At 64.0% G+C, this 12,106-nt stretch carries 15 protein-coding genes; 7 read left to right on the top strand and 8 right to left on the bottom strand.

Annotated features, from left to right (window positions below; all coding sequences use genetic code 11):
• Nucleotides 1-11: 11 nt before the first annotated feature.
• Nucleotides 12-878: a non-homologous end joining protein Ku gene (gene ku / locus NKJ58_RS24740; protein WP_352854015.1), complete on the bottom strand. Its 867-nt coding sequence runs from the start codon at nt 876-878 to the stop codon at nt 12-14.
• A gap of 345 nt (nt 879-1,223) precedes the next feature.
• On the opposite strand from ku, the gene NKJ58_RS24735 reads away from it, so the two are divergent.
• From NKJ58_RS24735 to NKJ58_RS24725, 3 genes are all read left to right on the top strand, one after another.
• Complete coding sequence (locus tag NKJ58_RS24735) at nt 1,224-1,373, top strand: hypothetical protein (protein ID WP_196813601.1); 150 nt, start codon at nt 1,224-1,226, stop codon at nt 1,371-1,373.
• 179 nt (nt 1,374-1,552) lie between these two features.
• Nucleotides 1,553-1,978 carry a thiol-disulfide oxidoreductase DCC family protein gene (locus NKJ58_RS24730; RefSeq protein ID WP_352854013.1) on the top strand — a complete coding sequence of 142 codons (426 nt, stop codon included), beginning with the start codon at nt 1,553-1,555 and terminating at the stop codon, nt 1,976-1,978.
• A 62-nt stretch (nt 1,979-2,040) separates the two neighbouring features.
• Nucleotides 2,041-2,295 (top strand): hypothetical protein, encoded by a 255-nt coding sequence (locus NKJ58_RS24725; RefSeq protein WP_023744857.1) that lies wholly within the window; start codon nt 2,041-2,043, stop codon nt 2,293-2,295.
• Here the strand turns inward: NKJ58_RS24725 and NKJ58_RS24720 are convergent.
• The gene (locus NKJ58_RS24720; protein ID WP_023755312.1) at nt 2,258-2,719 is read right to left on the bottom strand and encodes a RidA family protein; all 462 of its coding nucleotides are present in this window, start codon (nt 2,717-2,719) and stop codon (nt 2,258-2,260) included. The genes NKJ58_RS24725 and NKJ58_RS24720 overlap by 38 nt on opposite strands.
• 235 nt (nt 2,720-2,954) lie before the next feature.
• Here NKJ58_RS24720 and NKJ58_RS24715 point away from each other — a divergent pair, with 235 nt between their 5' ends.
• Nucleotides 2,955-3,323 (top strand): YciI family protein, encoded by a 369-nt coding sequence (locus tag NKJ58_RS24715; RefSeq protein ID WP_023744856.1) that lies wholly within the window; start codon nt 2,955-2,957, stop codon nt 3,321-3,323.
• Between the two features lie 7 nt (nt 3,324-3,330).
• On the top strand, nt 3,331-4,575 hold the full coding sequence (locus NKJ58_RS24710) for an RNA polymerase sigma factor (RefSeq protein ID WP_352854011.1): 1,245 nt from the start codon (nt 3,331-3,333) through the stop codon (nt 4,573-4,575).
• Nucleotides 4,576-4,584: 9 nt separating this feature from the next.
• Here NKJ58_RS24710 and NKJ58_RS24705 read toward each other — a convergent pair whose 3' ends face one another.
• From NKJ58_RS24705 to NKJ58_RS24695, 3 genes are all read right to left on the bottom strand, one after another.
• Nucleotides 4,585-5,211, bottom strand: coding sequence for a glutathione S-transferase family protein (locus NKJ58_RS24705; protein ID WP_023755939.1), 627 nt, complete (start codon nt 5,209-5,211; stop codon nt 4,585-4,587).
• A 200-nt stretch (nt 5,212-5,411) separates the two neighbouring features.
• Nucleotides 5,412-6,386 (bottom strand): cysteine synthase A, encoded by a 975-nt coding sequence (cysK, locus tag NKJ58_RS24700; protein ID WP_023672045.1) that lies wholly within the window; start codon nt 6,384-6,386, stop codon nt 5,412-5,414.
• 177 nt (nt 6,387-6,563) lie between these two features.
• Nucleotides 6,564-7,181 (bottom strand): LysE family translocator, encoded by a 618-nt coding sequence (locus NKJ58_RS24695; RefSeq protein ID WP_023692951.1) that lies wholly within the window; start codon nt 7,179-7,181, stop codon nt 6,564-6,566.
• A gap of 577 nt (nt 7,182-7,758) precedes the next feature.
• On the opposite strand from NKJ58_RS24695, the gene NKJ58_RS24690 reads away from it, so the two are divergent.
• Nucleotides 7,759-8,223: a hypothetical protein gene (locus NKJ58_RS24690; RefSeq protein ID WP_352854008.1), complete on the top strand. Its 465-nt coding sequence runs from the start codon at nt 7,759-7,761 to the stop codon at nt 8,221-8,223.
• Nucleotides 8,224-8,288: 65 nt separating this feature from the next.
• Here NKJ58_RS24690 and NKJ58_RS24685 read toward each other — a convergent pair whose 3' ends face one another.
• The 3 genes from NKJ58_RS24685 to hrcA form a co-directional block, all read right to left on the bottom strand.
• Nucleotides 8,289-9,638: a PQQ-dependent sugar dehydrogenase gene (locus tag NKJ58_RS24685; RefSeq protein ID WP_023672049.1), complete on the bottom strand. Its 1,350-nt coding sequence runs from the start codon at nt 9,636-9,638 to the stop codon at nt 8,289-8,291.
• Between the two features lie 109 nt (nt 9,639-9,747).
• Nucleotides 9,748-9,948 carry a hypothetical protein gene (locus NKJ58_RS24680; RefSeq protein ID WP_023672050.1) on the bottom strand — a complete coding sequence of 67 codons (201 nt, stop codon included), beginning with the start codon at nt 9,946-9,948 and terminating at the stop codon, nt 9,748-9,750.
• 36 nt (nt 9,949-9,984) lie between these two features.
• Nucleotides 9,985-11,070, bottom strand: a complete 1,086-nt coding sequence (gene hrcA, locus NKJ58_RS24675; protein WP_352854006.1) for a heat-inducible transcriptional repressor HrcA — start codon at nt 11,068-11,070, stop codon at nt 9,985-9,987.
• Between the two features lie 155 nt (nt 11,071-11,225).
• Here hrcA and rph point away from each other — a divergent pair, with 155 nt between their 5' ends.
• The gene (gene rph, locus NKJ58_RS24670; protein WP_023672052.1) at nt 11,226-11,942 is read left to right on the top strand and encodes a ribonuclease PH; all 717 of its coding nucleotides are present in this window, start codon (nt 11,226-11,228) and stop codon (nt 11,940-11,942) included.
• Nucleotides 11,943-12,106 lie beyond the last annotated feature (164 nt).

The raw sequence follows: 12,106 nt of genomic DNA, 5'->3' as shown, positions 1-12,106 counted from the left end.
GGCGCCGACCCTCAAGCCGACTTGCGCTTGGGCGCAGAAGCTTTCGCCTTGCCGCTTTTTGCCGCCTGCTTGGCCTTCTTCGCCGGGCCTTCCGCCTGGCCGCCATCGGACAGGCTCTTCTTCAGCGCGTCGAACAGATTGACGACATTGGACGGCTTGGGCGCGGCCTGCGCTTTCGGCGCCTTCTTGCCGGCCTTCTTGGCGCGGATCAGTTCGAGCAGCGCGTCCTCATACTTGTCCTCGAATGTCGACGGATCGAACTTCCCCTTCTTCTTGTCGATGATGCGTTCGGCCATATCGGTCATCTCCTGGTCGGTCTTCACCGCCTTGATGTCGCCGAAGATGCTCTCCGGCTCCCGCACCGTGTTGCCGTAGCGCAAGGTGGTCAGCACCATGCCTTTGCCGCGCGGCTCGATCACCACGGGCCGCTCGCGGCTATAGAGCACGACGCGCGCCAGCCCGGCCATCTTCTTGTCCGCCATGGCATCGCGAATGACGGCAAAGGCCTCCTCCGACACCTTGTCGGCGGGCGTGACATAATAGGGCGTGTCGAGATAGATCTGCTCTATCGAGGCTTTGTCGACGAAGCCGTCCAGCGCCATCGTGTGCGAGGACTCGATCTGCACCGCTTCGATCTCTTCGTCCTCGACATAGACGAACTCACCGGGGCTCACCTCATAGCCCCTGATCTCGTCGCCATCGCCCAGCGGCTTGCCGGTTTCAGAATCGACATAGATGCGCTTGACCGTGTTGCCGGTCTTGCGGTTGAGCACCCGGAACGAAACTTTTTCGGCGTGGGTGACGACGTTGGTCAGTTCGACAGCGCAGGTGACCAGCGACAGTTTCAGATAGCCCTTCCAGGCGGGGCGAGGTGCCATGGCGAACTCCTGCGCGATGCGGTTCAAGCGAGAACGGGCAAGGCCCGTTCCGGTTCCGGGCGCGCAACCAGGGGCATTTCGGCAGCGAGCATGGAAATTTCGAGAGGCTCGCCAAATCTGAAACAGAACCGCGCTCAAGCGACATCCATACGAAACATATGTGATGCAAAAGTCACAATGCCGGAAATGGCGACGAACCACACCGAAAGACCCCCAAACAGCCGCATTCCGGCCACGAAGCATGGGGTTTTCGACCAAAGATTAACATCGTGTTCACCGACTATTCACGCCTCGACGCTATGATCCCCGCAATCGGACGGGACATCCGAAAATCGGGACAGGGACTTGAGTAAAATGAAATTCTGGGGCCACATCGCCGGCTATGCCGCCGCCATCCGTGAGTTCATCGCGCCGACCTATCGGCCGGAGCGCTACTACATGCGCGGCCCGGGTCCGGCCTGCGCCCGTCGCGGCAGCTCGCTCGGCGCGCATTGATCATGACATTCGAAACGCGTCACGACAGCCGGATCTGCAGACCGGAGGCCGATCCCCGCGCAACCACCTATCGCGCCGAGCGCCCCGCGCTGGCCGCGAGAAGCCGTGCGACAACGCCGCGGCTTTGATCCCGCTGCCGGCGGGCTTAGTGTCTGAAGACACAAGCTGCCGGACGTCCCGTGACTTCTTCTCCTGAACCCTTCGATGCCAGCCAGCCATTGATCGTTTTCGACGGCGTCTGCGTGCTGTGCTCGGGCTTCGTACGCACGGTGGTCGGGCTCGACCGCAAAAACCGCTTCCGCTTCGCCACGGCGCAGTCGCCCTTCGGCGAGGCGCTGTTCCAGAGATACGGGCTGCGCACCGACAGCTACGAGACCAATCTGGTCCTTGTCGGCGGCGCTCCCTTCATGCGGCTGGACAGTTTCATCGCGGTGATGGCCGAACTCGGCTGGCCGTGGCGGGCGGCGAAGGCCCTGCTGCTCATCCCGCGCCCCTTGCGTGACTGGCTCTACGAACGCATCGCCAAAAACCGCTACGCCATGTTCGGCCGCAAGGACAGTTGCGAGATCCTGTCCGCCGCGATACGTGCGCGCATGATCGGCTAATCGCATGTCACCCAAAAGTGACCTCGGTCTGGGAAAACGACATACGCAAAAAGAGCGGCGAGATGAGGCTTCTGGTCGTTGGCGGCTATGGCATTTTCGGCGGCCGCATCGTGCAATTGCTGGAGAGCGAGCCACGCCTGATCCTGCTCGTCGCCGGGCGCTCACTGGCCAAAGCCGAGGCCTGGTGCAAAACCCGCACCGGCGCGGCGCCGCCGCTCGTGCCGACGCGCTTCGATCGCAACGGCGACGTCGCGCAAGGCCGGCCTGTTCGTTCGCGCCTCAGTCCGGCAGCGCCGCGACGGCGACGATCTCGATGACGATGTCTGCCTGGGCAAGCGCTGCGACGCCGATTACCTCCGAAGGCGGCGGATTGTTGTCGCTGCAATGCTTCGGACAATGCTCGGCGAAAAGCGCGTCCAGCACGTCGAGACGAAAATTAGGCGAGCTGAGGACGCCGCCGTCGGGAAATGGCCCTTTGACGAAAAAGGTCAGCCTGATGAGATGGTCGAGCCCGCTGCCAAGTTCTTCCAGATCCGATTTGATGTTGCCGAGAACTTCCCGCCACTGCGCCGCGGCATCGCCGGCGAAGCCGCCACCCTTCTTGCCGGCCGGATCGTAGTCAGCCGATGTCGCGGTGTTGCCGCAGAGATAGACGGTGCCTTTCGCACCGCTGACGACCGTGCCTTTGCCCCATGGCATCAACCGGCCGTTCTTGAATTTCTTGTGGGTCACGAGTTCCATTCTCTTCTCCCACGCCTCGTGTGACGTGCCCGCCAACGACAGAGGATAGTGCTGTGCGGAGCCACGGCCAGTCCGCTGCCGGTCATCCGCCAGCAGACGAAGGAACATCTGGTCCTTGCGAAATCTCCTGGCGGAGGCGAAAGTTTTTTCTGAAGCCTGTCGAAATCGGCCGCCGCCGCGCGACATACGTCTGGCCCCGCTAGGACGCGGCCTTCGAAACCACGGGAGAAGACCCATGCGATACATGCTTTTGATCAACAGCGACGAAGCCGCGCAGGCGAACACGCCAATCGAGAAGGCTCAGCAGATGAGCGCAGCATATGCCGCCTATACCGAAGCGTTGAAGAAATCCGGCGCATGGCTCGCCGGCGAACGGTTGCGCCCGACCCAGGCGACCACCTCGGTGCGGATCACAGACGGCAAGACCAACGTGATCGACGGCCCCTATGCCGACACCAAGGAGCAGCTTGCCGGCTTCTACATGATCGAGGCGGCCGATATCGATACCGCCATCGAGTGGGCGGCGCGCTGTCCGGCGGCGAGCGCCGGCACGGTCGAGTTGCGGCCGATCTGGGAAATGGCCGACTACATGCCCAAGAAATGAAACCGTGATGGACAATCGCCCGGAGATCGCGCGGGCGGCGGCCGAAGCGGCCGCCCGGCAGAGTTACGGCAAGCTGGTCGCCTGGCTAGCGGCGCGCACCCGCGACGTGGCCGGCGCCGAGGACGCGCTGGCCGAGGCCTTCGCCGCGGCGCTGGAGCGCTGGCCACAGACCGGCGTGCCCGACAAGCCGGAAGCATGGCTGCTGGCCGTGGCGCGCCGGCGGCGCGTCGACGCGGTGCGCCGTCGGCTGACCAGCGAGGCGAGCCGCGACCATCTCAAGCTGATGGCCGAGGAGATGGAGGCGAGCATGGAAGACGAAGACCTTCCCGACGAACGTCTCAGGCTGATGTTTGCCTGTGCGCATCCGGCGATCGAAGCCAGCGTGCGGGCGCCGCTGATCCTGCAGACGGTTCTGGGTTTCGACGCGGCGACGATCGCCTCGGCCTTCCTGGTTTCGCCGGCGACGATGGGCCAGCGTCTGGTGCGCGCCAAGAGCCGCATCCGCGAGATCGGCATTCCGTTCCGCGTGCCGGATCGCGCCGAACTCGGCGAGCGGCTGGGAACGGTGCTGGAAGCGATCTACGCGGCTTTCGCCGAAGGCTGGACCGACCCGGCAGGGACCGAGACGAGAGCGCGCAATCTGGCGACCGAAGGCATCTGGCTCGGGCGGCTGGTGGCATCGCTGATGCCGGACGAACCGGAAGCGCTCGGCCTGCTGGCGCTGATGCTGTTTGCCGAGGCGCGCCGCCCGGCGCGGCGCGATGCGGCTGGAGATTATGTGCCGCTCGCCGGCCAGGATTGCCGTCTTTGGGATCACGCGCTGATCGACGAAGCCGAGGCGCTGCTGGGCCACGCCGCCACCATGGGCGTCATCGGCCGCTACCAGCTCGAAGCGGCGGTACAATCGGTGCATGCGACGCGGCGACGGACCGGCCAAACCGATTGGGCGGCGATCCGTAACTTCTACGATGCGCTGTCGGCGATATCAGGCTCGCCGGTGATTTCGATCAACCGCGCCGTGGCGATTGCCGAGGCCGAAGGGGCGGCGGCAGGACTGGCGGCGCTCTACGTGCTGGGCGACGACAAGCGGCTCAACGACTATCAGCCCTATTGGGCCGCTCGCGCCGGCCTGCTGGCCAGGCTCGGCAATGCGGCGCAAGCGGTCGAAGCCTATGACCGGGCGATCGGCCTTGAACGCGACCCCGCCGTGCGCCGCTTCCTGCAGGCGAAACGGGCGATCCTGCGAAATTGAAGCGTCCGTTCAGGCCGGCCACATCTCATGCGTGGTGTTGAGCCGTTTCATCAGCGGATGCGCGCGCAGCGCCGACCATAAGCGTTCGATGTTCGGCCAGTCGGCTCGCGCCTTGTCCATATCGGGGTGCCAGGCCACCAGCATGACGAGGTAGACGTCGGCCAGCGACATCGCGTCGCCGACCAGCCAGCCGCGCCCCTCGAGGGCTGCATCGACAATGGCGAAGCCGCGGTCCATCTCGGCAATGGCTGCCTGCTTGACGGCTTTCTTGCCGTCGGCATCGGTGGTGTAGCGATGGGCATAGTAGAGGCGCAGGATGGCGGGGTAGAGCACCGATGACATGAACGCCATCCAGCGCAGGAAACCGGCGCGATCCGGCGATCCGGCGGCCGGCGCCAGACCCGCCTCCGGATGGCGCTCGGCAAGCAGGATGCAGATCGCCGCCGATTCGGTTATCGATTGACCGTTGGGCAAGGTCAGCACCGGAACCTGGTTCAACGGGCTGATGTCGAGGAAAGCCGGGTCCGGCGGATCCTTCTTCGGCACGTCGATCTGGTCGAATTGCGCGTTTGCCAGCGCCAATGCGGCCTCGACGACAAAACCGCCGCTGCCTGGGCGCGTGTAAAGCTTGTACATGTGATTCTCCCCCTGCCCGCGCGAAGCAGGCCGGGGCGATTTGACCCTGAAGCCGCCTCCCGCTCAAGCCGGTGGCGGACGCCACGGCCGGGTTTTCTGCGGTCCAGCCATGAGACTTCCGATGTCGGAGGGACAGCACCCCCCGATGCCCGGCAGGGCAGAGGGGGGTGCGAAGGATCGCCGCCTATCCAGTTAAGACGTTAAGCCCCCAGCCCGTCGAACAGGATCGTCGACAGATAGCGCTCGGCGAAGGACGGGATGATCACCACCAGGTTCTTGCCCTTGTTCTCCGGCCGCGACCCGACGGCGATGGCGGCCTGCAGGGCAGCGCCCGACGAGATGCCGACCGGCACGCCTTCAAGGCGGGCGACGAGGCGGGCGTTGGCGACCGAATCCTCGTTGGAGACCTTGACGATCTCGTCATAGATCGAGGTGTCGAGGATCTTGGGCGCAAAGCCGGCGCCGATGCCCTGGATCTTGTGCGGGCCGGGCTGGCCGCCCGACAGCACCGGCGAGGCCTCCGGCTCGACGGCGACGACATGCACCGAGGGCTTGCGTTGCTTCAGCACCTGGCCGACGCCGGTGATCGTGCCGCCGGTACCGATGCCGGCGACGAAGATGTCGACCCCGCCATCGGTGTCGTTCCAGATCTCCTCAGCGGTGGTGCGGCGGTGGATCTCCGGGTTGGCCGGGTTTTCGAACTGCTGCGGGATGACGGCGTCGGGCAAGGTGGCGGCCAGCTCGTCCGCCTTGGCGATGGCGCCCTTCATGCCTTTCGGCCCTTCCGTCAGCACCAGTTCGGCGCCGAGCAGCGCCAGCATCTTGCGGCGCTCCACCGACATGGTTTCGGGCATGGTCAGGATCAGCTTGTAGCCCTTGGCGGCAGCGGCGAAGGCGAGCGCGATACCGGTATTCCCGGAGGTCGGCTCGATCAGCGTCGTCTTGCCGGGTTTGATCCGGCCCGACGCTTCCAGCGCCTCGATCATGGAAACGCCGATGCGGTCCTTGACCGAGGCGATCGGATTGAAGAATTCGAGCTTGGCAAGAAGGTTGGCAACGACGCCCTTCTCCTTGGCGAACTTGTCGAGCCGCACCAGCGGCGTGTCGCCGATCGTCTCGGTGATCGAGTTGTAGACACGGCCGCGGCCGGGCACGCGCGCGGAAGGCTTGTTCATTGGTTTCGCTCCCAAATCAGATCAGGCAATTGGCGTCGGCGGACAGAATAAGGCTTTCGCCCGCGCAAGATAGGCTGCCGGCCGAAAATATCGAGTGGGCCGCTTGCTGAAAACGCTTGCCTTCCGAAGCCGCATTTCCGGATGGACCGATCGGCGGAATGAATTGCCTGAACCGCTCTACTGACGTGCGGCAATGGCTGCGGCCGCGCCCACCATGAAGCCAGCGGCGGTGCGGTTCAGCGCCTTCAGCGCGCGCGGCGATTTCAGGAACCAGCGCGCCTTGGCGGCCAGCGCCAGATAGGGCACAAGCACCACGAAGAGCACGATAACGGTGAGCGCGACCAGGATGCCGTAGTCGGCGAGCGTGATGGTCTTCAGGTCGACGATGGTCGGCGTGATGGCGAGGTAGAAGATCATCGTCTTCGGGTTGCCCAGCGTGACGGTGAGGCCGGCAAGGAAGCTCGATACCAGGCCGCCCTTGCCTTTCCTGGCCTCGACAGTCTCGGGCGTGATCCCGGCCGTCCAGAAACGCCAGCCGAGGAAGGCGAGATAGGCGACGCCCAGCCATTTGATGACGAGAAACACCATGCCGAAGCTTTGCGCGACAAAGGCAAGGCCGAGCACCACCGCGGTGAGATAAATGAGGTCGCCGAGCATCAGGCCGAACGACATCGCCAGCGACGAGCGGAAGCCGGATCCGAGCGCCCGCGCCACAAGCGCGGTGACGCCGGGGCCGGGAATGGCGGCGGCGATGCCCAGCGCAGCACTATAGGCAAGGAAGCCGGTGAGGGTCATGACGGTCGCACCTCGTGAAACGACTCTGATGCCATGAAAAGCCTGCAACGGCAAAACGGATTCGATTGCGCCAAGCAGGACATGAAAGCCGGTCATCATCGCCTGAAAGCGAGAGATGGTTCACTTACGCCTCGAAGGCGGTCGGCTATCTCGCATGGCTCCGAACGGCAGGAGCACCCATGTTAGCCAAAAGACTTCACATCCAGCTCATGAAGTGGATGCCCAACAACTATTCCGAAGCACGCGGTCACGTCCACGAGCTGGAATGGTATCTGTGGTTCGATGGGCGTCAGGCTTTCAGCCTGTTCGACAAGGGCGATAGCGATGTCGTTCCGCAGACTGGATATTTTACCGACAGCCGGAACCCTGGCGCCTACCCCGTTCGTCCGATGATCTATCCGCTGGTCGTCAACAACCGCTTCAAGGTGCGGCTGGTGGCGATCGAGCGTGACGGACCGCAAAAGATAAACCCCGACGACACCGCCAAGGCGAATTCTACATCGACCTCGACACCAAATATTCGCCGGTCTCGGACTGGCGCATCATTGCTGCCGATCCGCGCAATACCGACCTCAACGTGGAAGCGTCGTTCCAGCTGCAATGGCTGGATTATGTCGATACCGCCGAGATTGCCGAGGATGGCCCGCCACGCATCATCGACAAGTCCAATTATCCCTATCCCTGGGGCGCCAATGTGATGGTGTTCGAGCACTGGCTCGGGCTTGGCCGCAAGGCGCCGCTCAAACTCATCGACCCGAACCGCGCATCGCGCCGCGAATACTGGATGATCAATGGCAATGCGGCCCGGCGCATGGTGCAGGACCTCTATCGCTTCCACATCAACCAACTGGGCGTCGCCAACGACACCATCAGCAGTGTTTACGTGCCGAAGCTCAATGCCGGCCACGTCACGGTGAGCCTTTACGAGCACGATTTCAGCGGCGGCCGCTTCGCGCAAGGGGCGAAGAAGTCCTTCGGCTCGGTCGGCCTCTTCAATCTCAGGGATACCGGTTTCGATGACCGCGCTCATCGGCCGAGGTGATCCATACCTATCCCAAGGTGATCCATCGGGACGTGCATTAGGGCCGGATTGCGCTGTTCGCCGGCTCAGGATGGGCCATCGACATGGGTGATGCGCCAGATGGTGCCGTTGCCATCCTCGGTTACGATAAGCGCGCCGTCCTTGGCCACCGCGACGCCGACCGGCCGGCCCCAGACGGCGTCGTCGGAGAGGACGAAGCCGGTGATGAAATCCTGGTACTCGCCGGTCGGCTTGCCGTCGCTGAATCTCAGCCGCACCACCTTGTAGCCGGTCCTCATACCACGGTTCCAGGAGCCGTGCAGGGCGACGAAAGCATCGCCCTTGTACTCGGCCGGAAAATTGTCGCCGTCATAGAAGGCGATGTTGAGCGGCGCCGAATGCGCCTGCATCAGCACGTCGGGCACGGCGACCGAGCCGGCGAGGTCTGGGCGCGCGCCCTCGTGACGCGGGTCCTCGTTGGCGCCGATATAATACCAGGGCCAGCCATAGAAGGCGCCGTCCTTGACTGAGGTGGCATATTCGAACGGCACATCGTCGCCGAGACCGTCGCGCTCGTTGACGACACACCACAGCGCGCCGGTGGCCGGTTGCACGGTCATGCCCGAACAATTGCGCAGGCCGGTAGCGAGGATGCGGCCATTCTTGCCGTCGGGGCCGAAGGCCAGCACGTCGGCACGGCCATCCTCGGAACCCCAGGTGGCGCCGAGTGGCTGTGATTTTGCCCAGGCGTCAAGGCCGCTATTCGGTGCCTTCCCCATGCCCTCCGCGACGTTAGAACCGGAGCCGACCGAGAGATACAGCGTCTTCCCGTCCGGCGAGAAGGAGATATCGCGGGTCCAGTGGCCGCCGGTAGGGATGTCGGAGACAATCGTCTCCGGTTCGCCAGAGGCTTTAAGGTCGCCGTCGCGATAGGCGTAGCGGACCACGCTGTCGTTGTTGGCGACGTAGACCCATTGCGGCTTGTCGCCAGGCGGGTAGAAGGCGATGCCATAGGGCTGGTTGAGATTGTCGGCAAAAATGCCCTCTTCGGCCGGCTTCGCGCTACCCTTGGCCAGCCGATAGACGCGGATCTGGTTGGCGTCGCTGTCGGCGACGAACAGGTCGCCGTTCGGCGCCACGCGCACGACCCGCGGATTGGAAATGCCGGAAGCAACCAGTTCGGCCGAAAACCCAGGCAGCAGGACGGGCTTCGCGCCCTCGGGCCGATCGCCAAGGCCGGCGCTGTTGGAGGCGGATTCGGTCATGTTGGGCTTTTGCAGATCATCCGGCTTGATCAGCCGGCGCACACCTGGCTTGTCGGCCTTCCAGTCGCCGAAAGCGTCCTTGCCGGTCAGCAGCGGTTGATCGGCCTCCTGGGCGAAGGTGCTGGTGGCCAGAAGCAGGGCAAGGCCTGCCAAGCCGGCAATCCGGATCATGCTGTTCTCCTCGAACTCGCGCCGGTCGGCGCGTCATGCACAAGGGAGATATTGTGCAGCCGCCGCAAAAGAGAAGCGTGCGCGCGCGCAGATTCGACGAGAGAACCGCTCAACTTTCCTCTTCGACGTCCAGATCGTCGTCGAGACGCTTTTCCAATGCGACGAGATCTTCCGGCAGCGGCAAGCCCATGGCGCGCATTTCGCGCAGTTTTTCGCGCAGCTGCTCCTGGATTTCGTGCTCGTCCTCCGGCTGGTTGACCATTTCTTCGAGCAGCATGCTGATCTGGGCCTTGAACGATTCAAGCGCCATTCTGCGCCCTCCTTTACGGTGATCCCGGCTTCGGAATTATCTTAACATCCGGGTAATCAATTGGGCCGTGTAGTCGACCATCGGCACGATGCGGGCATAATTCAGCCTGGTCGGGCCGATGACGCCGAGCGCGCCGACGACGCGGGCGTCCTTGTCGCGGTAAGGCGCCACGACCAGCGACGAGCCGGAGAGCGAGAACAGCTTGTTTTCCGAGCCGATGAAGATCCGCACGCCGGGGCCGTCCTCGGCGAGGTCGAGCAGCTGGATCAGCCCGTCCTGCGTCTCCAGATCCTCGAACAGGTGGCGCAGCAATTCGATATCGGCCTGGGCGGTGACGTTTTCGAGCAAATTGGCGCGGCCTCGCACGATAAGGCGCGCCGGCAGGCCGCTATCGGCGCCGGCCCACACCGCCAGGCCTTTCTCGACCAGATCCTGCGACAGCGTGTCCAGCGCTGCCCTGGTCTCGTCCTTGATGCGGGCGATCTCGATGCGCGCCTCGGCGAGCGTGCGGCCCCTGATATGGGAGTTGAGGAAGTTGGAGGCCTCGTGCAGCTGCGAGACGGTGATGCCGGCCGGCAGGTCGACGACGCGGTTCTCGACATCGCCATTCTGCGACACCATCACCGCCAGCGCCTTGGTCGGCTCGAGCTGGATGAACTCGATGTGCTTCAGCGCCACCTCGTTCTTGGTGGCGAGCACCAGGCCGGCGCCGCGCGACATGCCCGACAGCATCTGGCTGGCCTCGGTCAGCATGTGTTCCAGCGTCGCGCCCGAGCCGGAGGCGCGCACCTGCGCCTCGATGACCCGGCGTTCCTCGTCGGAAAGATCGCCAAGCTCCATGAAGGCATCGACGAAGAAGCGCAGGCCGGTCTGGGTCGGCAGGCGCCCGGCCGAGATGTGCGGGGCATAGATCAGGCCGAGATGCTCGAGGTCGCTCATCACGTTGCGGATGGTCGCCGGCGACAGCGACGACGGCAGGATGCGCGACAGGCTGCGCGATCCCACAGGCTCACCGTCCTTCAGATAGGATTCGACGATGCGCCGGAAAATGTCGCGCGAACGCATGTCGAGCGATTGCAGCGCGGGCGCCAGCAGACTGGGTTCGGTGACTGCCTTGGTCATTCGAGCCAAAAACCTCCGGCTCAAGGATATAGACTTCCATCGCCCCCGCGCAACCCGGCGTCTGTGCCAGATCGCCCGGCCTTTTCCTTTGCGCCATGGGCTGCATGCGTCTACAAGCCGCCGACGCAACCGTAAAAGAACAGAAAGAGGCCTCGATGCGCCCTTCTAAACGCCAAGCCGACGAAATGCGCGCCATCTCCTTCGAGCGCGGCGTCTCCAAACACGCGGAAGGCTCGTGCCTGGTGAAATTCGGCGACACGCATGTGTTGTGCACGGCGAGCCTGGAGGAAAAGGTGCCGGGCTGGATGCGCAATTCCGGCAAGGGCTGGGTGACGGCCGAATACGGCATGCTGCCGCGTTCGACCGGCGAGCGCATGCGCCGTGAAGCCTCGGCCGGCAAGCAAGGCGGCCGCACGCTGGAAATCCAGCGGCTGATCGGCCGCTCCTTGCGCGCCGTTGTCGACCTGCAGGCGCTGGGCGAACAGCAGATCACCGTCGACTGCGACGTCATCCAGGCCGATGGCGGCACCCGCACGGCCTCGATCACCGGCGGCTGGGTGGCGCTTTACGATTGCCTGCGCTGGATGGAAGCGCGGCAGATGGCCAGCGTTGCCAAGGTGCTGAAAGACCATGTCGCGGCAATTTCCTGCGGCATCCATGACGGCCAGCCGGTCATCGACCTCGACTACATCGAGGATTCATCTGCCGGCACCGACGCCAATTTCGTCATGACCGGCAAGGGCGGCATCGTCGAGATCCAGGGCACCGCCGAGGGCGAGCCGTTCTCGGAAGGGCAGTTCGCGGAGCTGATGGGCCTGGCAAAGAAGGGCATTCAGCGGCTGGTGAGCTTGCAGCAGATGGCTGTGGCCTGATTGAATTTAACGTGATGACGTCGGCGATCCTTCACACCCCCCTCTGGCCTGCCGGCCATCTCCCCCGCAAGGGCATAGGCGCTAAGATAGCTTTGGCATGGACTGAAACTTGCGCTTTCGTGGTGGCTCACGCCAGCGATATCGCAAGGCATGGAGTTTTTGGC

Origin of the sequence: Mesorhizobium sp. M0139 (assembly GCF_040322455.1) — a bacterium.
Lineage (GTDB): Bacteria > Pseudomonadota > Alphaproteobacteria > Rhizobiales > Rhizobiaceae > Mesorhizobium.
The sequence above is the reverse complement of the archived record's forward strand: the minus strand, read 5'-3'. Positions and strand labels throughout refer to the sequence as shown.